This window comes from Micromonospora sp. NPDC049201 (genome assembly GCF_055586805.1).
Window position 1 is genome coordinate 379,757 of record NZ_JBVJHM010000007.1, and the last position, 19,892, is coordinate 399,648.

18 protein-coding genes and 1 riboswitch are annotated in these 19,892 nt (G+C 74.5%); of the genes, 16 read left to right on the forward strand and 2 right to left on the reverse strand.

Annotated elements, in window-relative coordinates; translation table 11 throughout:
• Window positions 1–110 precede the first annotated feature (110 nt).
• From pyrF to ACZ6O5_RS17880, 13 genes are all read left to right on the forward strand, one after another.
• Window positions 111–977, forward strand: a complete 867-nt coding sequence (pyrF, locus tag ACZ6O5_RS17820) for an orotidine-5'-phosphate decarboxylase (protein WP_465978380.1) — start codon at window positions 111–113, stop codon at window positions 975–977.
• 147 nt (window positions 978–1,124) lie between these two features.
• On the forward strand, window positions 1,125–1,442 hold the full coding sequence (gene mihF / locus ACZ6O5_RS17825; protein ID WP_018785079.1) for an integration host factor, actinobacterial type: 318 nt from the start codon (window positions 1,125–1,127) through the stop codon (window positions 1,440–1,442).
• Window positions 1,443–1,467: 25 nt separating this feature from the next.
• Window positions 1,468–2,001: a nucleoside/nucleotide kinase family protein gene (locus ACZ6O5_RS17830; RefSeq protein WP_465978383.1), complete on the forward strand. Its 534-nt coding sequence runs from the start codon at window positions 1,468–1,470 to the stop codon at window positions 1,999–2,001.
• Window positions 2,002–2,040: 39 nt separating this feature from the next.
• Window positions 2,041–2,307 carry a DNA-directed RNA polymerase subunit omega gene (gene rpoZ, locus ACZ6O5_RS17835; RefSeq protein ID WP_025617742.1) on the forward strand — a complete coding sequence of 89 codons (267 nt, stop codon included), beginning with the start codon at window positions 2,041–2,043 and terminating at the stop codon, window positions 2,305–2,307.
• Between the two features lie 14 nt (window positions 2,308–2,321).
• Window positions 2,322–3,530: a bifunctional phosphopantothenoylcysteine decarboxylase/phosphopantothenate--cysteine ligase CoaBC gene (gene coaBC / locus ACZ6O5_RS17840; protein ID WP_465978385.1), complete on the forward strand. Its 1,209-nt coding sequence runs from the start codon at window positions 2,322–2,324 to the stop codon at window positions 3,528–3,530.
• A gap of 80 nt (window positions 3,531–3,610) precedes the next feature.
• Window positions 3,611–4,816, forward strand: coding sequence for a methionine adenosyltransferase (gene metK, locus ACZ6O5_RS17845; RefSeq protein WP_405093619.1), 1,206 nt, complete (start codon window positions 3,611–3,613; stop codon window positions 4,814–4,816).
• A 59-nt stretch (window positions 4,817–4,875) separates the two neighbouring features.
• Entirely contained in the window at window positions 4,876–6,942 is a 2,067-nt protein-coding gene (locus ACZ6O5_RS17850; protein ID WP_465978388.1) for a primosomal protein N', read from the forward strand.
• Between the two features lie 229 nt (window positions 6,943–7,171).
• A complete protein-coding gene (locus ACZ6O5_RS17855) occupies window positions 7,172–8,155 on the forward strand; it encodes an AAA family ATPase (RefSeq protein ID WP_465978389.1) in 984 nt (327 codons plus the stop codon).
• Between the two features lie 50 nt (window positions 8,156–8,205).
• A complete protein-coding gene (locus tag ACZ6O5_RS17860; RefSeq protein ID WP_465978391.1) occupies window positions 8,206–9,498 on the forward strand; it encodes a cytochrome P450 in 1,293 nt (430 codons plus the stop codon).
• A gap of 42 nt (window positions 9,499–9,540) precedes the next feature.
• The gene (gene def, locus ACZ6O5_RS17865; RefSeq protein ID WP_465978393.1) at window positions 9,541–10,101 is read left to right on the forward strand and encodes a peptide deformylase; all 561 of its coding nucleotides are present in this window, start codon (window positions 9,541–9,543) and stop codon (window positions 10,099–10,101) included.
• A gap of 5 nt (window positions 10,102–10,106) precedes the next feature.
• On the forward strand, window positions 10,107–11,033 hold the full coding sequence (fmt, locus tag ACZ6O5_RS17870; protein ID WP_465978500.1) for a methionyl-tRNA formyltransferase: 927 nt from the start codon (window positions 10,107–10,109) through the stop codon (window positions 11,031–11,033).
• Window positions 11,030–12,535, forward strand: coding sequence for an RsmB/NOP family class I SAM-dependent RNA methyltransferase (locus tag ACZ6O5_RS17875; RefSeq protein ID WP_465978395.1), 1,506 nt, complete (start codon window positions 11,030–11,032; stop codon window positions 12,533–12,535). Before fmt ends, ACZ6O5_RS17875 begins: the two co-directional genes overlap by 4 nt.
• 276 nt (window positions 12,536–12,811) lie before the next feature.
• Complete coding sequence (locus tag ACZ6O5_RS17880; protein ID WP_465978397.1) at window positions 12,812–14,563, forward strand: M28 family metallopeptidase; 1,752 nt, start codon at window positions 12,812–12,814, stop codon at window positions 14,561–14,563.
• A gap of 42 nt (window positions 14,564–14,605) precedes the next feature.
• Here the strand turns inward: ACZ6O5_RS17880 and ACZ6O5_RS17885 are convergent, their stop codons facing one another.
• Together ACZ6O5_RS17885 and ACZ6O5_RS17890 are read right to left on the reverse strand one after the other, a co-directional pair.
• The gene (locus ACZ6O5_RS17885; protein ID WP_465978399.1) at window positions 14,606–15,496 is read right to left on the reverse strand and encodes a septum formation family protein; all 891 of its coding nucleotides are present in this window, start codon (window positions 15,494–15,496) and stop codon (window positions 14,606–14,608) included.
• A gap of 121 nt (window positions 15,497–15,617) precedes the next feature.
• A complete protein-coding gene (locus ACZ6O5_RS17890) occupies window positions 15,618–16,505 on the reverse strand; it encodes a septum formation family protein (RefSeq protein ID WP_465978401.1) in 888 nt (295 codons plus the stop codon).
• 261 nt (window positions 16,506–16,766) lie between these two features.
• Between ACZ6O5_RS17890 and rpe the strand changes: the two genes are divergently transcribed.
• The 3 genes from rpe (at window position 16,767) to ribD (ending at window position 19,892) form a co-directional block, all read left to right on the forward strand.
• The gene (gene rpe, locus ACZ6O5_RS17895; protein WP_107160083.1) at window positions 16,767–17,447 is read left to right on the forward strand and encodes a ribulose-phosphate 3-epimerase; all 681 of its coding nucleotides are present in this window, start codon (window positions 16,767–16,769) and stop codon (window positions 17,445–17,447) included.
• A gap of 1 nt (window position 17,448) precedes the next feature.
• On the forward strand, window positions 17,449–18,405 hold the full coding sequence (locus tag ACZ6O5_RS17900; RefSeq protein ID WP_465978403.1) for a GGDEF domain-containing response regulator: 957 nt from the start codon (window positions 17,449–17,451) through the stop codon (window positions 18,403–18,405).
• 80 nt (window positions 18,406–18,485) lie between these two features.
• Window positions 18,486–18,659: riboswitch (FMN riboswitch) on the forward strand.
• Window positions 18,660–18,830: 171 nt separating this feature from the next.
• Complete coding sequence (gene ribD, locus ACZ6O5_RS17905) at window positions 18,831–19,892, forward strand: bifunctional diaminohydroxyphosphoribosylaminopyrimidine deaminase/5-amino-6-(5-phosphoribosylamino)uracil reductase RibD (RefSeq protein ID WP_281939762.1); 1,062 nt, start codon at window positions 18,831–18,833, stop codon at window positions 19,890–19,892.

A 19,892-nucleotide genomic window follows, 5' to 3' on the forward strand; every position in this document is an offset into this window, starting at 1 on the left:
GTTCGGGGGGCCGACCGGCCGGCTGGGGCGGCCGGAGCGAGCTGACGCGACGGAAGGCCGTCGCGGGACATCGGAGGCGGCCCGGAGCCGTCGGGAGAGGGAGAGACGCGATGGAGACGTTCGGCGCGCGCCTGCACCGGGCCGTGACGGAGCGGGGACCGCTCTGCGTGGGAATCGACCCGCACCCGGGTCTGCTGGCCGACTGGGGGCTGCCCGACGACGTCGACGGGCTGGAGCGGTTCAGCCGGACCGTGGTGGAGGCCATCGGCGACCGGGTCGCGGTGGTCAAGCCGCAGTCGGCGTTCTTCGAGCGCTTCGGCTCGCGCGGCGTGGCGGTGCTTGAGTCAACTATCCGACAGTTGCGTAATGTGGGTGCGCTCGTTCTCCTCGACGTCAAGCGCGGAGACATCGGCTCGACGGTCCGCGCGTACGCCTCGGCGTACCTCGATCCATCCAGCCCGCTGTATGTCGACGCGATCACCGCGAGCCCCTACCTGGGAGTAGGTTCGCTCGCGCCGATGGTCGAGACGGCCGCCGCGCACGGGGGCGGGGTCTTCGTCCTGGCGCTCACCTCCAATCCGGAGGGGGCCGCCGTGCAGCGCGCGGTGGGGGCGGACGGACGCACCGTCGCGCAGGTCGTCATCGACGAGATTTCCCAGCTCAACCGGGGTGCGGAGCCGCTCGGCAGCTTCGGTCTGGTGGTCGGCGCGACGGTCGGCGAGACCGGTCACGACCTCGGCGGGGTGAACGGTCCGCTGCTCGCGCCGGGGCTGGGCGCGCAGGGCGGCACGCCCGCCGGGCTGCGTGCCGTCTTCGGCGCCGCGCTGCCGTCGGTGCTGCCGTCGTACTCCCGGGAGGTGTTGGGCGCGGGGCCGGACCCGGCCGCCCTGCGGGCCGCCGCGGAGCGGGTGCTGGCCGAGTGCCGGGCCGCCCTGACCACCGCCGGACTGACTGACGGCTCGGTCACTTTACGTTGATCATCGCGCGTCCACGTTGCCGAAAGCTCCGTTGACCGCTAGTTTTCCCCGCGCTGGGAACCACGGACCCCTTTGGTTGCCAGCGACACCACGTTTCACAGCTGCGGTGGGGCTCCGCCCGCCGTACTAGGGACCTGAGGAGAACTGGTGCCGCTCCCGTCACTGACCCCCGAGCAGCGCGCTGCCGCGCTGGAGAAGGCTGCGGAGATCCGCAAGGCCCGCGCTGAGCTGAAGGAGCAGCTCAAGCAGGGCAAGACCACCCTCGCCACCGTCCTCGCGCGGGCCGAGTCCGACGACGTCGTGGGCAAGCTGAAGGTTTCGGCAGTGCTCCAGGCGATGCCGGGCATCGGCAAGATCCGGGCCACCCAGATCATGGAGAAGCTCAAGATCGCCGACAGCCGTCGCCTTCGCGGCCTCGGCGAGCAGCAGCGCAAGGCGCTGCTGGGAGAGTTCGCCGCCAACTGAGCGGACCACCGTGTAGAAACAAGCGGTGAGCACGGATGACGAGGCGCGCTCGGCGGCTCGGCTCACTGTCCTGTCCGGTCCCTCCGGGGCCGGTCGGGGCAGTGTCGTCGAGCAGGTCCGGGCGCGCCTTGCGTCCGTGCGGGTGCCGGTGGTCGCCACCACCCGACCGCCGCGACCGGGCGAGCGGGACGGCGTGGACCGGCTCTTCCTCGACCCGGTCGGCTTCGACCGGCTGATCGCCGCCGACGAGCTGCTGGAGTGGTGCCGGATCGGGCCGTACCGCCGGGGGGTGCCCCGGGCGCACGTGCGGTCCCCCCTGGCGCAGGGCCGGCCGGTGCTGCTGCCGCTGGACCTGACCGGCGCGCTCGCCGTCCGCGCCGTCGTGCCGGAGGCCCGGCTGGTGCTGCTCACGCCGCCGGCGTACCGGGCCGACCCGCTCGTGGCGGCCGCGTTCGCACATGCCGTGGCGCACGACCGGACCGAGCGTGCCGCGGCCGAGCTGGTAGGATTGCTCGGTTCGTCATTCCTGGCACCGGCCCGACCGCCACCGCGCGGTTGAGCGACGGCCGCCGCCGAGCGAGACGCAGAGGTCAAATTCGTGGGATCCATCGCCACCAACCCCGAGGGCATCACCAACCCGCCGATCGACGAGCTGCTTGAGAAGACCACCTCGAAGTACGCGCTTGTCATCTTCGCCGCCAAGCGCGCGCGTCAGGTCAACGCCTACTACAGCCAGCTCGGTGAGGGCCTCCTGGAGTACGTCGGCCCGCTGGTGGAGACCACTCCGCAGGAGAAGCCGCTCTCCATCGCCATGCGTGAGATCAACTCGGGCCTGCTCACCGCCGAGCCGACCGACCAGCCGTAACACCGCCCGCGCCGATGCCCGCCGAGATCGTCCTCGGGGTCGGCGGCGGCATCGCCGCCTACAAGGCGTGTGAGCTGCTCCGGCTCTTCACCGAGTCGGGTCACCGGGTCCGGGTCGTGCCGACCGCGTCGGCGCTCCGCTTCGTCGGGGCGCCGACCTGGGCGGCGCTCTCCGGTCAGCCGGTCGCCGACGACGTCTGGTCCGACGTGCACGAGGTGCCGCACGTGCGCCTCGGGCAGCGCGCCGACCTGGTCGTGGTCGCGCCCGCCACCGCCGACCTGCTCGCCAAGGCCGCCCACGGCCTCGCCGACGACCTGCTCACCAACACGCTGCTGACCGCGCGGTGTCCGGTGCTGCTGGCGCCGGCCATGCACACCGAGATGTGGGAGCACCCGGCCACCGTGGCCAACGTGGCCACGCTGCGGTCCCGGGGCGTCCGGGTGATCGAGCCGGCGGTCGGCCGGCTCACCGGTCGGGACACCGGCAAGGGCCGGCTGCCCGACCCGGCGGAGATCTTCGCGGTCGCCCGCCGGGCGCTGGCCCGCGGCGTCGCCGCCCCGGCCGACCTGGCCGGCCGGCACGTGGTGGTCACCGCCGGCGGCACCCGCGAGCCACTCGACCCGGTCCGGTTCCTGGGCAACCGGTCCTCCGGCAAGCAGGGGTACGCGTTCGCCCGCGCCGCGGTCGCCCGGGGCGCCCGGGTGACGCTCGTCTCGGCCAACGTGGCGCTCGCCGACCCGGCCGGGGTGGACCTGGTGCGGGTCGGTACCACCGAGGAACTGCGCGCGGCGACGCTGGCCGCCGCCGCCGACGCGGACGCCGTGGTGATGGCCGCCGCGCCGGCCGACTTCCGCCCGGCCACCTACGCCACCGGCAAGATCAAGAAGTCCGAGGGCGGCCCCGCGCCGACCATCGAGCTGGTCACCAATCCGGACATCGCCGCCGAGCTGGGCCGGAACCGTCGACCCGGCCAGGTGCTCGTGGTGTTCGCCGCGGAGACCCACGACGCGGAGGCCAACGGCCGGGCCAAGCTGGCCCGCAAGCGCGCCGACCTGATCGTGGTCAATGAGGTCGGCGTCGACAAGGTGTTCGGCGCGGAGACCAACGCCGCCGTCGTGATCGGCGCCGACGGGGCCGTGCACCGGTTCCCCGAGCAGCTCAAGGAGGCCTTGGCCGACGCCGTCTGGGACCTCGTGGCCGGCCGCCTGGACGGCCCGTCCTGACCCTTGGTCTCCGCACGTTTGCGAATGACGCCGGACACCCGGCGACTAAACTGTCGCGAGCGACCTTCAAACGTTTTTACATGCTTAGGAGTGCCGTGACACGTCTCTTCACGTCCGAATCGGTCACGGAAGGCCACCCGGACAAGATCGCCGACCAGATCAGCGACGGCATCCTCGACGCGTTGCTCGCACAGGACCCGCACAGCCGGGTCGCGGTGGAGACGCTGATCACCACGGGCCAGGTGCACGTCGCCGGCGAGGTGACCACCAAGGCGTACGCCGACATCCCGACCATCGTGCGGGAAACCATCCTCAGTATCGGCTACGACTCGTCGAAGAAGGGCTTCGACGGCGCGTCCTGCGGCGTGAGCGTCTCGATCGGCGCCCAGTCGCCGGACATCGCCCAGGGCGTGGACAACGCGTTCGAGCTGCGTACCGGCGGCTCGGAGAGCGCGCTCGACGCGCAGGGCGCGGGCGACCAGGGCATGATGTTCGGCTTCGCCTGCTCCGAGACGCCCGAGCTGATGCCGCTGCCGATCGCGCTGGCGCACCGGCTGGCCCGCCGGCTGGCGCAGGTCCGCAAGGACGGCACGATCCCCTACCTGCGGCCGGACGGCAAGACCCAGGTGACCATCGAGTACGACGGGCTGCGGCCGGTCCGCCTGAACACGGTGGTGGTGTCCAGCCAGCACGCGGCGGACATCTCGCTGGAGTCGCTGCTCACCCCGGACGTGCGCGAGCACGTGATCACCCCGGAGCTGGAGGGCCTGGAGCTGGACACCGAGGGGTACCGCCTCCTGGTGAACCCGACCGGGCGGTTCGAGATCGGTGGCCCGATGGGTGACGCCGGGCTGACCGGCCGGAAGATCATCGTGGACACCTACGGCGGGTACGCCCGCCACGGTGGCGGTGCGTTCTCCGGCAAGGACCCGTCGAAGGTCGACCGGTCGGCCGCGTACGCGATGCGGTGGGTGGCCAAGAACGTGGTCGCCGCCGGGCTGGCCGAGCGGTGCGAGGCGCAGGTCGCGTACGCGATCGGCAAGGCGCACCCGGTGAGCCTGTTCGTCGAGACCTTCGGCACCGAGACCGTGCCGGTGGCCGCGATCGAGAAGGCCGTCGCCGAGGTGTTCGACCTGCGCCCGGCCGCCATCATCCGGGACCTGAACCTGCTGCGCCCGATCTACCGGCAGACCGCCGCGTACGGCCACTTCGGCCGGGATCTGGCGGACCTGACCTGGGAGGGCACCGACCGGGCCGCCGACCTCAAGTCGGCCGCGGGAGCCTGACCGCCGACACGCGCCGCGACCGGCGACCCGCTGCGGGGTCGCCGGTCGCTCGCGTCTGCGTGGACGTGCCGCTGCCGCACCTCGACCGCCCGTTCGACTACCTGGTCCCGGAGGCGCTGGACGCCGACGCCCGGCCCGGGGTGCGGGTGAAGGTCCGCTTCGCCGGCCAGCTCGTCGACGGCTGGCTGCTGGAGCGCGTCGCCGAGTCCGACCACCCGAAGCTGGCGTACCTGGAGAAGGTCGTCTCCCCGGTGCCGGTGCTCTCCCCGGAGGTGGCCCGGCTGGCACGGGCGGTCGCCGACCGGTACGCCGGCAGCCTGGCCGACGTGCTCCGGCTCGCCGTGCCGCCCCGGCACGCCCGCGCCGAGAAGGCCGCGACCGCCGCCGAGGTCGCCGCCGCGCCCGAGCCCGCCGCCGCGACCGGCTCCGCGCCCGAGCCCGGCTCCGCGCCCGAGCCCGCCGCCGGGCCCGTGAGCGGGCCGCCGGTCACCGCCAGGCCCGTGAGCGGGCCCTCGTTCGGGACCGTCGTCGAGGGCGCCGACACGGCCGTCGCCGGAGGCGCCGGCCTGTCGGTCGACCCGCGCGGCTGGCGGGACTACCCGGCCGGACCGGCGCTGCTGCGCGCGCTCGCCGAGGGCCGGCCGGCCCGCGCGGTCTGGTCGGCGCTGCCGGGGGAGGACTGGGCCGACCGGTACGCGGACGCGGTGGCCGCCACCGTGGCCGGCGGCCGGGGCGCCGTGGTGGTGGTCGCGGACGGCCGGGACCTGGACCGGCTCGACGCCGCCCTGACCGCCGTGCTGGGCCCGGGCCGGCACGTTCGCCTCACCGCCGCCGACGGGCCGGCGCGTCGCTACCGCGCGTTCCTGGCCGCCCGCCGGGGTGAGGCGCCGGTGGTGATCGGCACCCGCGCCGCCATGTTCGCCCCGGTGGAACGGCTCGGCCTGGTGGCGGTCTGGGACGACGGCGACGACCTGCACGCCGAGCCCCGGGCGCCCTACCCGCACGCCCGCGATGTGCTGCTCACCCGGGCGCACCTCACCGACGCGGGCGCGCTGGTCGGCGGGTACGCGCGGACCGCCGAGGCGCAGTTGCTGGTGGAGACCGGCTGGGCACGGGAGGTGGTCGCCGACCGGGCCACGGTGCGGGCGCGGATGCCGGCGATGGCGCCCACCGGCGACGACCCGCAGTTGGCCCGGGACCCGGGCGCGGCCTCCGCCCGGCTGCCCAGCCTGGCCTGGACCACCGCCCGGGACGCGCTCCGCGCCGACCTGCCGGTGCTGGTGCAGGTGCCCCGACGCGGTTACCTGCCTTCGGTCGCCTGCGCCGAGTGCCGGGCCCCGGCCCGCTGCCCGCACTGCGCCGGCCCGCTCGCCCTGCCGTCGGCGCAGGGCACGCCCGCGTGTCGCTGGTGCGGCCGGGTGGCCGCCGCGTACGCCTGCCCGGAGTGCGGTGGGCGGCGGCTGCGAGCCTCGGTCACCGGCGCCCGGCGGACCGCCGAGGAGCTGGGCCGGGCGTTCCCGGGCGTGCCGGTGCGGACCTCCGGGCGGGAGGAGGTACTGGCCACGGTGCCCGGCGGCGCCGGTCTGGTGATCGCCACGCCGGGCGCCGAGCCGGTCGCCGAGGGCGGCTACGGCGCGGTGCTGCTGCTCGACTCGTGGGCGCTGCTCACCCGGGCCGACCTGCGGGCCGGGGAGGAGGCGCTGCGGCGCTGGCTGGCCGGCGCGGCGCTGGCCCGGGCCGGCGCGGCGGGCGGTCGGGTGGTGGTGGTCGCGGACGGCGCGCTGGCGCCGGTGCAGGCGTTGCTGCGGTGGGACGCGGCCTGGTTCGCCGCCCGCGAGTTGGCCGAGCGCCGGGAGTTGGGCTTCCCGCCGGCGGTACGGATGGCCAGTGTCACCGGCGTGGCCGAGGCGGTGGCCGACCTGCTGGCCGGCGCCCGGCTGCCGGACGGCGCCGAGGTGCTCGGCCCGGTGCCGGCCGAGGAGGGCCGGGAGCGGATGCTGGTCCGTGTCCCGCGGTCCCGGGCGGGCGCGCTGGCCGGCGCGTTGCACGCCGCGGCCGGGCAGCGCAGCGCCCGCAAGGCCGCCGAACCGGTCCGGCTCCAGGTCGACCCGCTGAGCCTGTTCTGAGCGGGCCGCCGGGCGTGACGGAACGCACCCGGCCCCTCGCGTACGGTCGTGACCTGGGGTTTGTCGCACACCTGGTCCGGCAATTGGATAGCGGGCGGTGATAGCATCGCCCGTCATGCCCAGGCGCGCGGGATTTCCGCGCGGTACGCGGCGCGGCGGCTGCTCCGAGCACGTCGGGCCACACGGATTCGATGTCGTCAGTCAGCCGGTGAGCAGGGGTGGACCAGTCGTGACCGTTCGTCAGTCGATCGTCTTCAACGGTGATCTCGGCAGCGGCAAGAGCACCGTTTCCGTCGAGATCGCCAAGCGGCTGGGGCTGCGCCGGGTCAGCGTCGGCGACCTCTACCGGCAGATGGCGCAGGAGCGGCAGATGACCGCGCTCCAGCTCAACCTGCACGCCGAGCTGGACCAGGCGGTCGACGGCTACGTCGACCAGCTCCAGCGGGACATCGCCGCCTCCGGCGAGTCGCTGGTCATGGACTCCCGCCTGGCCTGGCACTTCTTCACCGACGCGCTCAAGGTGCACATGATCACCGAGCCGACCGAGGCGGCCCGGCGGGTGCTGGCCCGCCCGTCCGGCCCGGCCGAGAGCTACACCTCGCTGGAGGAGGCGCGGGCCAAGCTGCGGGAACGCAGCGAGAGCGAGCGCAACCGCTTCATCGTCCGGTACGGCGTCGACAAGGCCCGGCTGCGCAACTACGACCTGGTCTGCGACACCACCCGGGCCACGCCGGAGCAGGTGATCGCGCACGTGGTCGACGTGTACGAGGGCCGGCTCGGCGCCGACGTGCTGCGCGCCGGCCAGCCGCTGCTGCTGCTCGACCCGAGCCGGGTCTACCCGACCGAGGACGTCGCCACGCTGCGCGGTCTCTGGGACGCGGAGCCGGCCGGCGAGGCGGGCCGGGCCGGCGACGAGGCGGTGGAGCCGCTGAGCATCGGCTACACCGGTGAGTACTTCTTCGTGGTCGACGGGCACCGGCGGCTCAGCGCCGCGGTGCGCGGCGGCCTCCCGATGGTCCCGGCCCGGCTGGTCGCCGAGGTCGACGAGCCGGTGGTCGGCGGGCTGAGCGCGGTCGACTTCTTCGCCGCCCAGGCCCGGCCGGCCCTGATCCACGACTGGGAGGACGCGCACGGCATCGCGCTGCCGCTGCCCGAGCACGCGCTGCTGGGCGGCGGCCCGGTGCTGGCCGGGGAGCCGGGCGCCGGCGCCTGACCGGCGGGGTCGCCCGAACCGGGCGAACCGGGGGATGATGGGGTCCTTCGATGCCTGGGAGGCCGCCCGTGGATCCTGCCGACGCCCTCGCGCTGCTGATGTCCCCCGCGGGCCGGGTCGATCCCTACCCGACGTACGAACGGCTGCGGGCGCACGGCCCGGTGGTCCAGGCCGGCCCGGTCTTCTACGTGGTGACCGGGTACGCGGAGGCCGACGCGATCCTGCGGGACGCCCGGTTCGGGGTGATGGACGACGCCCTGCGGGACCAGTTCATGCCCGGCTGGCGGGAGAGCCCGGCGGTGCTGTCGATCTCCCGGTCGATGCTGCGCACCAACCCGCCCGACCACAGCCGGATGCGGCGGCTGGCCGCCGGCGCGTTCACCCCGCGCCGGATCGCCGCCATGCGCGGTGTGGTCGAGACGCAGGCCGACGCGCTGATCGACGCCATGCTGGCCGCCGGGCGGGGCGGGGCGCCCGTCGACTTCATGGCCGCGTTCGCGTACCCGCTGCCGGTGGGGGTGATCTGCGCGCTGCTCGGCGTGCCGGCGGCGGACCGGCCGCTGTTCCGGCGTTGGGCCACCGACCTGACCGGCGTGCTGGAGCCCGAGATCACCCCGGACGAGCTGGCCGTCGCCGACCGGGGCGCGGCGGAGCTGCGCGCCTACTTCTCCGAGCTGGTCGCGGCCCGCCGCCGGGTCCCCGCCGACGACCTGACCACCGCGCTGGTGCAGGCGCACGACGCCGACGGCGAGCGGCTGTCGGGCGACGAGCTGCTGGCCAACCTGATCGTGCTGCTGGTGGCCGGCTTCGAGACCACCACCAACCTGCTCGGCAACGGCCTGGTGGCGCTGCTGGGGCACCCGGCCGCGGCGGCGGCGCTGCGCGAGCACCCGGAGTTCGCCCCCGGTTACGTCGACGAGCTGCTGCGCTACGACTCGCCGGTGCAGCTCACCTCCCGGATGAGCACCGCGCCGTCCCGGCACGGCGGCGTCGACCTGCCGCCGGAGAGCTGGATCATCGTGATGCTCGGCGCGGCGAACCGGGACCCCGGCCGGTTTCCCGAGCCGGCCCGTTTCGACCCCTGGCGCCCGCAGGTCCATCCGCTGTCCTTCGGCGCCGGGCCGCACTACTGCCTCGGCGCGGCGCTGGCCCGGCTGGAGGCGCAGGTGACGTTCCCGCTGCTGCTGCGCCGGCTGCCCGAGCTGGCCCTGGCCGGCCGGCCCGAACGGCGGGTCCGGCTCACCCTGCGCGGCTTCGCCACGCTGCCGGTCGCGCCGGGGCGGGAGGCGGCCCCGGTCACCGTTGCCGGTCCGCCGCCGGGGGCGGCCGGGCCGACTCCGTAGACTGGGGGCGCACCACCCGTCCCAGACAAGGAGCCCCGCCGCGTGACCGTTCAGCCCATCCGTCTGTTCGGCGATCCGGTGCTGCGCACGCCGGCCGACCCGGTGGTCGACTTCGACGCCGAGCTGCGCAAGCTGGTCGCCGACCTGACCGACACGATGCGTGAGCAGAACGGCGCCGGCCTGGCCGCGCCGCAGCTCGGAGTGAGCCTGCGGGTGTTCACCTTCGACGTCGACGACATGCTCGGCCACCTGGTCAATCCGGTGCTGGAGTTCCCCGACGAGGAGGAGCAGGACGGCCCGGAGGGCTGCCTCTCCATCCCCGGGCTCTACTTCGACACGAAGCGCCGGCAGAACGTGATCGCCAAGGGCTTCAGCGCCCACGGCGACCCGATGCAGATCGTCGGCACCGGCCTGATGGCCCGCTGCGTGCAGCACGAGACCGACCACCTCGACGGGGTGCTCTTCGTCGACCGGCTCGACGCGGCCGGCCGCAAGGAGGCCATGAGGGCGATCCGTCAGGCCGACTGGTACGACCAGGGCGCCCCGCCCACGGTCAAGCTCAGCCCGCATCCCGTCAGCAACCCGTTCGGCCTGGGACGGTGACCGGGATGCGCCTGGTCTTCGCCGGCACGCCGGCGGTCGCCGTACCGGCTCTGGACGCGATCGCCGCCTCCGGCCACGAGCTGCTGGCCGTGGTCACCCGCCCCGACGCCCCGGCCGGCCGGGGTCGGGGGCTGCACCGCTCGCCGGTCGGCGCGTGGGCCGACGCGCACGGCGTGGAGGTCCTCACCCCGGCCCGGCCGCGCGAGCCGGAGTTCCTCGACCGGCTGCGCGCGCTCGCGCCGGACTGCGTGCCCGTGGTCGCCTACGGCGCGCTGGTGCCGCCGGTGGCGCTGGAGATCCCCCGGCACGGCTGGATCAACCTGCACTTCTCGCTGCTGCCCGCCTGGCGGGGCGCGGCTCCGGTGCAGCACGCCGTGCTGCACGGCGACGAGCTGACCGGGGCCAGCGTGTTCCAACTGGAGGCGGGGCTGGACACCGGGCCGGTCTTCGGCACGGTCACCGACGAGATCCGGCCCGTCGACACGTCCGGCGACCTGCTGGAGCGGCTGGCCCGGTCCGGCGCGGGGCTGCTGGTCGCGGTGCTGGACGCGATCGGCGCCGGCACCGCCCGGGCCGAGCCGCAGCCGGCCGACGGGGTGTCGCTGGCGCCGAAGCTGACCGTGGACGACGCCCGGGTCCGCTGGACCGATCCGGCGTTCGCGGTGGACCGGCGGGTGCGGGCCTGCACGCCGGCGCCCGGCCCCTGGACCACGTTCCGCGACGACCGGGTCAAGCTCGGTCCGGTCACCCCGCTGGCGAACGGCCCCGAGCTGAAGCCGGGTGAGCTGCTGGTGGAGAAGTCCCAGGTGATGGTGGGCACCGCGACCGGGCCGGTGCGGCTCGGCGAGGTGCGCGCGGCCGGCAAGAAGGCCATGTCGGCCGGCGACTGGGCGCGCGGCGCCCGGGTCGCCACCGGTGAGGTTTTCGCGTGAGCGGGTCGGAGCGGCCCGTCGAGGGTGAGCGCCCGCGGGGGTACGACCGCGGCGCCGGCGACCGGCCGCGTGGCGCGGGTCGCGGTGGTGACCGGCCGTACCGGGGCGGCGCCGACCGGCGGGGCGGGCAGCGCCCGGTCCGGCCGACCGTGGACCTGCCCCGGCACGTCGCGTACGAGGCGCTGGCGGCGGTGCACCGCGACGACGCGTACGCCAACCTGGTGCTCCCGGCGATGCTGCGCGAGGCGGGGCTGAGCGGGCGGGACGCCGCGTTCGCCACCGAGCTGACCTACGGCACGCTGCGGCACACCGGCACGTTGGACGCGATCGTCACCGACGCGGCCGGCCGGGACGTGCAGCGAATCGACCCGCCGGTGCGGGACGCGCTGCGGCTCGGGGCGTACCAGTTGCTGCACACCCGGGTGCCGGCGCACGCCGCGGTGTCGTCCACGGTGGACCTGGTCCGCATGGTGGGGCCGGGCGCGACCGGGTTCGCCAACGCGGTGCTGCGGGAGATCGCCGGCCGGGACGCCGACGCCTGGGTGGCGAAGCTCGCCCCGGCCGAGGGCGTCGATCCGATCGGTCATCTCGCGCTGGCGTACAGCCATCCGCAGTGGATCGTGCGGTCGTTCGCCGAGGCGCTCGGCGGTGACCTGGGGGAGACCACCCGGCTGCTGATCGAGGACAACGAGCGCCCGCCGGTGCACCTGTGCGCCCGGCCGGGGCGGGCCGACGCGGTGGCGCTGGCCGACGAGGTCGGTGGCGCGCCCGGCGCGTTCTCGCCGTACGCGGTCTACCTGCCCGGTGGCGCGCCGGGTGACCTGGCGGCGGTGGTCGACGGGCGGGCCCACGTGCAGGACGAGGGCTCCCAACTGGTGGCGGACGCCCTGGCGAACGCGCCGGTGGACGGCCCGGACGGCCGTTGGCTGGACCTGTGCGCCGGTCCGGGCGGCAAGTCCGGTCTGCTCGGCGCGCTGGCCGCGCAGCGTGGGGCGCGGCTGACCGCGGTCGAGGTGGCGGAGCACCGGGCCCGGCTGGTCGAGCAGGCGACCCGGGGCCTGCCGGTCACCGTGCTGCACCTCGACGGGCGGGACGTCGGCGGTGACCCGAAGCTGCCGGAGGGGCACTTCGACCGGGTACTGGTGGACGCGCCGTGCACCGGCCTGGGGGCGTTGCGTCGCCGGCCGGAGTCCCGTTGGCGCCGGCAGCCGGCGGACCTGCCGCCGCTGACCCGGTTGCAGCGCGAGCTGCTCACCGCCGCGCTGCGCGCGGTCCGTCCGGGTGGCGTGGTGGCGTACGTGACCTGTTCGCCGCACGTGGTGGAGACGCACGTGACGGTGACCGAGGCGTCCCGGCGGTGCGGTTTTCCGGTCGACTTCGTGGATGCCCGCCCGCTGCTGCCGGCCGGCATGCCCGGCCTGGGTGACGGCCCGACGGTGCAGCTCTGGCCGCACCGGCACGGCACCGACGCCATGTTCCTGGCGGTGCTCCGCCGCGGCTGACCCGCGCCCACCCTCCACCCCCCACCCCGTTTCCCGGTGCTGATGCACGGAAAGTGGTGGCATTCCGCGCGCCATGCCCACTCTTTCCGTGAATCAGCGGGGGGAGACGGGGTGGGGGGTGAGGGTGGGGAGACCCCGCGTCGGGTGCATCTCGGGCGGGGGAGGGGGGTGGTGGGATGTGACGGGCCGTTGACTAAGTGATCGATGCATGTAACTGTTCCGATCACCGGTCCTCGGCCGTCACCCCCGCCCGCACGACCCCCACGAGGAGTCTCCATGAGACGCAGTACGCCGACCACGAGCCTCGCGCTCGCCCTCGTCGCCACCCTGACGACGGCGAGCCTGGCCGGCACCGCCTCCGCCTCCGCCGCACCCGCTCCGGCCGCCCCCGCCCCGGCCGTCGCCGCGCTCGCCGCACCGGACGTCTCGCTCACCAACGTCCAGGCCCACCTCACCCAGCTCAACTCCATCGCCAGCAGCAACGGCGGCAACCGCCGGGCCGGCTCGGCCGGCTACGCCGCCTCGGTCAGCTACGTCAAGGGCAAGCTCCAGGCCGCCGGCTACACGGTCACCGAGCAGAACTGCACCACCTGCACGTACCCGGGCAGCAACCTGATCGCCGAGTGGCCGCAGGGCCCGACCGACCAGGTCGTCATGTTCGGCGCGCACCTGGACAGCGTCTCCGCCGGCCCCGGCATCAACGACAACGGCTCCGGCTCGGCCACGCTGCTGGAGAACGCGTTGGTGCTGGCCGCGCAGAACCCGACCATGACCAAGCGGGTCCGGTTCGCCTGGTGGAACGGCGAGGAGCAGGGCCTCCAGGGCTCGAAGCACTACGTCAACCAGCTCAGCACCACCCAGCGGGGCTACATCAAGGGCTACTACAACTTCGACATGGTGGGCTCGCCCAACGGCGGCTACTTCATCAACCGGATCACCTCGGCCACCGCGGCGCCGCTGAAGGCGTACTGGGACTCGTTCGGCATCCAGCCGGAGGAGAACACCGAGGGGCAGGGCCGTTCGGACGACTACTCGTTCGCCAACGCCGGCATCCAGACCTCCGGCTACGCGGCCGGCGCCAGCTACACCAAGACCGCCGCCCAGGCCGCCAAGTGGGGCGGCACCTCCGGCGCGGCGTACGACGGCTGCTACCACCGCTCCTGCGACACCACCAGCAACATCAACACGACGGTGCTCAACCGCAGCGCCGACGGCGTGGCGTACGCGATCTGGGCGCTCGCGGTCGGCGGCGGCACCCCGGCCAACGACTTCTCCGTCGCGGTCAGCCCCACCTCCGGCAGCGTCGCCCGGGGCGGCTCCACCACCGCCACCGTCAGCACCGCCACCACCAGCGGCAGCGCCCAGACGGTGACGTTGTCTGCCAGCGGCGCCCCGAGCGGCGTCACGGTCGGCTTCAGCCCGTCGTCGGTCACCTCCGGCGGCTCCGCCACCATGACGGTCAGCGCCTCGTCCACGGCGACCACCGGCACGTTCACGCTCACCGTCACCGGCACCGGCTCGGCCACCCGCACCGCCAGCTACACGATCACGGTGACCGGCGGCAGCGGTGGCTGCACCGCCGGGCAGCTCATCGGCAACAGCAGCTTCGAGTCCGGCACCACGCCGTGGACGGCCAGCTCCGGCGTGATCACCAACGACTCCGGCCAGGCGGCCCGGACCGGGTCGTACAAGGCGTGGCTGAACGGGTACGGCTCCTCGCACACCGACACGCTCTCCCAGTCGGTGACGCTGCCGACCGGCTGCACCAGCTACACGCTGGCGTTCTGGCTGCACATCGACTCGGCCGAGACCACCACCTCGACCGCGTACGACAAGCTGACCGTGCAGGTCGGCTCCACCACGCTGGCGACCTACTCGAACCTGAACAAGGCCACCGGCTACACCCAGCGCACCTTCAACCTCGCCGGGTACGCCGGTCAGACGGTGACGCTCAAGTGGACCGGCGTCGAGGACGCCTCGCTCCAGACCAGCTTCGTCGTCGACGACGTGACGCTCCAGGTCGGCTGAGCGCGTGGGGCGGGGTGGGCCGACGCCCGCCCCGCCCGCGGCTCAGGTGATCGGCAGCGCCGAACCGCCGGCGCCCCGCACCGAGCGGGTCAGCGTCCGGTCGGAGACCCAGAGGAAGCACTGCACACCCCGGTCGCCGTCGCGCCACTGCTGCTCGTACGGGTGGTAGACGATGGTGCCGGCCCGGTACTGCATCTTCCCGTCGTTCGGCACCTTGGCGAACTTCGCGATCAGCCCCCGGCACGCCTTGTGCGCCCGCAGCGAGGTGCGCTGGAACTCGGCGTAGCTGATGTCGGGCGCCTGGTAGATCCCGACGAACTCGGCGTGGTGCTTCGTGGTGCAGGCCACCGGCCGCATGGCCTGCACCTCGTCCTTGCTCAGCCTGGGGTTGAAGCAGCCCAGGGCCAGCGGTGAGCCGGGCTTGAGCGCGCCGCGCAGGCTGCCGGTGCGGGCGGCCACGTTGCCCTCGTCCAGGTCGGTCACCTCGGCGACGTCGCAGCGGTACCAGCGGGCGCCGCCGGACCAGGCCAGCGCGGACGGGAAGACCACGGAGAGCTGCAACCGCCCGGACCGCCAGTCCGCGCCGACGGCCCGGGTGACCTGCCGGGCGCACTCGGCGTGCGCGGAGCGGATGCCGGCCGAGCCGGCGCGCGGCGGCGCGGAGCGACCGGCGTCCGGGCCGCCCAGCGTGCCGACGTGCAGCGTCTCGGCGCGGTGCGAGGCGGCGCAGTCGACCGGCTGGTAGCCGCTGAGGTAGCCGACATCGGCGACGGTCGGGTGGCAGACGTCGGCAGCGGGCACGAAGCCGACCGGGACGGCGAGGGCCGGCCACTCGTCGGTGAGGTCGCGGTCCACCCCGGCCGGCGCGCTGCACCCGCCGACCGCCAGCACCGCCACCGCGCCCGCGGCGACCGCCGCCCACCATCGCCGCATCGCGCCCGACCTCCCGCCGTCCGGAGCCGCCCGGCCGACCGGTACGCCTCGGCGACGCAGCATACGGCAACCGGGCCGGCGGCCGGTCGCACGAGGCGGCCGGCTCCCGGCGGAACGGCGGTCAGATGACCGGCAGCCCCTCCGGGCCGGCGCCCCGCATGGATCGGGTCAGTTTGCGGTCGTCGCTCCACAGGAAACAGCGCACCCCCCGGTCGCCCTCCTCCCACTCCCGCTGCGACGGCGGGTAGAAGATGGACCCGGCCCGGTACGGCAGCTCGGCATTGTCCGGCACGGTGGCGAACGCGGCGATCAGCGTCATGCAGCGCCGGTGCGCGGCCGGCGCGTGCCGGGCGAACTCGGCCCAGCTCATGTCACGTTCGGAGTAGACGCCGACGAACTCGGCCCGGTGCGGCTCGGTGCAGAGCACCGGGGCCATGTAGTTGAGGTTCGCGCCGATCAGCTTCGGGTCGAAGCAGCGGTGCACCAGCGGGTTGTCGCCGACCAGCGCGCCGCGCAGGCTGCCCACCCGGTTGACCGGCCGGGTGTTGTCGATGCTGTCGGTCTCGGCCAGGTCGCAGCGGAACCAGCGCGCGCCGGCCATCCAGGCGGTCGCCGGCGGCAGCGCGATGTTCAGGGTGAGCCGGGCGGCGTGCCAGTCCCCGCCGATCATCTCCCGGGCCCGCTGGTCGCACTCGGCCCGGGCGTCGCGCAGCTCCGGGGAGCCCGGCTCGGGGCGGGCGCCCCCGGCGGCCGAGCCGGTGAACGAGCCGACGTGCACCGCCTCGGCCAGGTGGCTGCCGGCGCAGTCCACCGTCTCGTACGTGGCCGCCTGCACCACGGCGGTGAGCCGCGGCAGGCACGCGTCGGTGGCCGGGACGAACAGTTGGGGCGCCGGCAGCGCCGCCCAGTCGTCGACGAGGTCTCCGTCGGCCCGGTGCGTCGGGGCGCAGCCGGCGAGCACCGCCGTCACGGCGCCGGCCAGCGTGAGAGCGTGGAGCCACCGTCGCATCGTCCGCTCCTTCACCGGAGAGATGGCAACCGGTCGCCGCGGCCCGTGCGGCGTCCCCCGCGCCCGGGCGTGCAGCATATGTGACCGTCCCTGTAGGAGTTTCGTCATCTTTCAATCGATCGGCCAGTCACCGGCGACTATTCGTGTCGATTTCCGCCCCGGACGGCGGAATTCTGCACCGAAGGTGACGAGAGGGTCACAGTGGGTCCTTCGTGGTGCCGCGCCGCAGCCGGTGGATGACCGCGTTCGTACACTGGCCCCGTGACCGTACCGCCGCCCGTCGTCGCGCCCAGCATCCTGGCCGCCGATTTCGCCCGCCTCGCCGACGAGGTCCGCGCCGTGGAGTCCGCCGCCGACTGGCTGCACGTGGACGTCATGGACAACCACTTCGTGCCCAACCTGACCATCGGCCTGCCGGTGGTGCAGAGCCTGCGCGCCGTCACCGAGATCCCGTTCGACGTGCACCTCATGATCGAGGACCCGCGCCGCTGGGCCCCCGGGTACGCCGACGCCGGCGCGTACAACGTCACGTTCCACGCCGAGGCGTGCGACGACCCGGTGGCGTTGGCCAAGGACCTGCGCTCGGCCGGGGCCAAGGCGGGGCTGGCGATCGACCGGGACACCCCGATCGAGCCGTACCTGGACCTGCTGCCCAGCTTCGACACGCTGCTGATCATGACGATCAAGGCCGGCTTCGGCGGCCAGCGGTTCCTGCCGGCGCTGCTGGACAAGGTGCGCGCCGCCCGCCGCCACGTCGACAGCGGCCACCTGGAGCTGCGCATCGAGGTCGACGGCGGCATCGCCGCGGACACCATCGAGCAGGCCGCCGCCGCCGGCGCCGACGCGTTCGTCGCCGGCACCGCGGTCTACGGCGCCGACGACCCGGCCGAGGCGGTACGCCGCCTGCGGGGCCTGGCGGAACGTGCGATGACCGGGGCCTGAGATGGACGCGGCCGGCGACCGACCCGACGTCATCCTCGTCGTCGACGACGACGAGGACATCGCCCGCTTCGTCGAGTTCAACCTGCGCCTGCACGGCTTCGAGGTGCTGCACGCCGCCGACGGCCAGGAGGCGCTGGAGGTGATCGAGCGGCAACGGCCGGACCTGGCCGTGGTCGACCTCATGATGCCCCGCGTGGACGGGCTGGAACTGACCCGCCGGCTGCGCGCCGACCCGATGACCTCGGCCCTGCCGGTGATCATGCTGACCGCCAAGGGCATGACCTCCGACAAGGTCAACGGCCTCAGCGCCGGCGCGGACGACTACCTGGTCAAGCCGTTCGACACCGCCGAGCTGGTCGCCCGGGTCAGCTCCACGCTGCGTCGCAACAAGGAGTTCCGGGAGGTCTCCCCGCTGACCGGCCTGCCCGGCAACAGCCGCATCCGGCGGGAGATCAGCGACCGGGTGCGCAGCGGGGTGGACTACGCCGTCGGTTACGTCGACATCGACCGGTTCAAGAGCGTCAACGACAGGTACGGCTTCGTCCGGGGCGACGAGTTCATCTCCGCGCTGGCCCGCAGCCTGCACCGCGCGGTGGTGTCGATCGGGCTGCCGCCGGCCTTCCTCGGCCACGTCGGCGGCGACGACTTCGTCATCGTCTGCGCCCCGACCCAGGTTCGGCCGCTGACCAGCCGCGCGGTGGTCGACTTCGAGAACGCCGCCGACACGCTCTACGACCCCACCGACGCCGCACGCGGCTTCGTCGAGCTGAAGGACCGGCGGGGCAACATCCGCCGGGCCGCGCTGGTCACGCTCTCCATCGGCGTGTCGTTGTCCGACAGCGGCAAGCGGTTCACCGACCCGCTGGAGGCCATCGCCGTGGCCTCGGAGATGAAGACGGTGGCCAAGAGCCAGCCCGGGTCGTACGTCGCGGTCGACCGCCGCCGCGGAGTTACGTGATCGTGCGGTCCTGCTGTGAGGTAGCTCGCGCGGGTGGCGCGCGCCGCCGCGGAACGTGTAAGACTTCCGAAGTACCCACCACGCGCTGGCGGGGCTCGGTGAAATTCCGAACCGGCGGTGATCCACGGTCCGACCGTGGTAAGCCCGCGACCCGGACGGCTTCGGCCGGACGGTGGACCTGGTGAGAATCCGGGGCCGACGGTTGGGGTGCGGCTCGTCCGCTCCCCAGAAAGTCCGGATGGGAGACAGCGCGCGGAACGGGGGAGGCCCTGCCGGCCGCTGAGCACCCTCAGCCGCGCCTGTGGGCTCCCCGGGGTCGGCCGACGCCGTCCCCGGGTTCTCCGCCGCCGCGTGTCCGCGGCCCTCGTGCCGTCGCTCCCCACCCCGCCCGCGCGTGACCGGCGAGCGGAAGGGCAGGGCGGGCCATGGCGAGCGTCTCCGTCGACGAGGCGATGCGTCGCGCCGTCGCGCTGGCCGCCCGCGGCCTCGGCGCCACCAGCCCCAACCCGGTCGTCGGCTGCGTGCTGCTCGATCCCGACGGCGAGGTCGTCGGCGAGGGCTTCCACGCGTACGCCGGCGGACCGCACGCCGAGATCGTCGCGCTGGCGCAGGCCGGCACCCGGGCCCGCGGCGGCACCGCGGTGGTCACGCTGGAACCGTGCGACCACACCGGCCGCACCGGCCCCTGTAGCCACGCGCTCATCGCCGCCGGCGTCACCCGCGTGGTGATCGCCGTGCCCGACCCGAACCCGGTGGCCTCCGGCGGCGCGGCCACGTTGCGCGCCGCCGGGGTCCAGGTCGCGTTCGGGGTACGCGCCGAGGAGGCCGAGGCCGGCAACGTCGCCTGGCTCACCTCGATGCGCCGCGGCTGGCCGTACCTGATCTGGAAGTACGCGGCCACGCTCGACGGGCGCTCCGCCGCCGCCGACGGCACCAGCATGTGGATCACCTCGGAGGCGGCCCGCACCGACGTGCACGCGCTGCGCGGCACCGTCGACGCGGTCCTCGCCGGGGTGGGCACGGTGCTCACCGACGACCCCCGGCTCACCGCCCGCAACCTGCGCGACGGCACGCTCGCCATCCGGCAGCCGCTGCGGGTGGTGGTGGACAGCTCCGGGCGTACCCCGGTCGACGCGCGGGTCCGCGACGGCGCGGCCCGGACCTGGGTGGCCACCGCCGCGGAGGTCGGGGCCGGCCCGGACGGCCGGGTCGACCTGGCGGCGCTCCTGGCCGAGCTGCATCACCGCGGCGTGCGGGCCGCGCTGCTGGAGGGCGGTCCCACGCTGGCCGGCGCGTTCCTCGCCGCCGGCCTGATCGACAAGATCGTCGGCTACGTCGCGCCGAAGCTGCTCGGCGCCGGCCCGACCGCGCTGGGCCACGCCGGCGTGACGTCCATCGCCGACGCCGTCGACCTGGAGATCACCGACGTTACGCAGGTCGGTCCCGACCTGCGGATCACCGCGCTGCCCCGGAAGAGGGAGGCCTGA

Bases quoted from the DNA above. Each gene is read 5' to 3' on its own strand.
- pyrF (WP_465978380.1), top strand. From the start codon at position 111: ATGGAGACGTTCGGCGCGCGCCTGCACCGGGCCGTGACGGAGCGGGGA.
- coaBC (WP_465978385.1), top strand. From the start codon at position 2,322: ATGCCCGCCGAGATCGTCCTCGGGGTCGGCGGCGGCATCGCCGCCTAC.
- metK (WP_405093619.1), top strand. From the start codon at position 3,611: ATGCTTAGGAGTGCCGTGACACGTCTCTTCACGTCCGAATCGGTCACG.
- ACZ6O5_RS17860 (WP_465978391.1), top strand. From the start codon at position 8,206: ATGCCTGGGAGGCCGCCCGTGGATCCTGCCGACGCCCTCGCGCTGCTG.
- fmt (WP_465978500.1), top strand. From the start codon at position 10,107: ATGCGCCTGGTCTTCGCCGGCACGCCGGCGGTCGCCGTACCGGCTCTG.
- ACZ6O5_RS17880 (WP_465978397.1), top strand. From the start codon at position 12,812: ATGAGACGCAGTACGCCGACCACGAGCCTCGCGCTCGCCCTCGTCGCC.
- ACZ6O5_RS17885 (WP_465978399.1), bottom strand. From the start codon at position 15,496: ATGCGGCGATGGTGGGCGGCGGTCGCCGCGGGCGCGGTGGCGGTGCTG.
- ACZ6O5_RS17890 (WP_465978401.1), bottom strand. From the start codon at position 16,505: ATGCGACGGTGGCTCCACGCTCTCACGCTGGCCGGCGCCGTGACGGCG.
- ACZ6O5_RS17900 (WP_465978403.1), top strand. From the start codon at position 17,449: ATGGACGCGGCCGGCGACCGACCCGACGTCATCCTCGTCGTCGACGAC.
- ribD (WP_281939762.1), top strand. From the start codon at position 18,831: ATGGCGAGCGTCTCCGTCGACGAGGCGATGCGTCGCGCCGTCGCGCTG.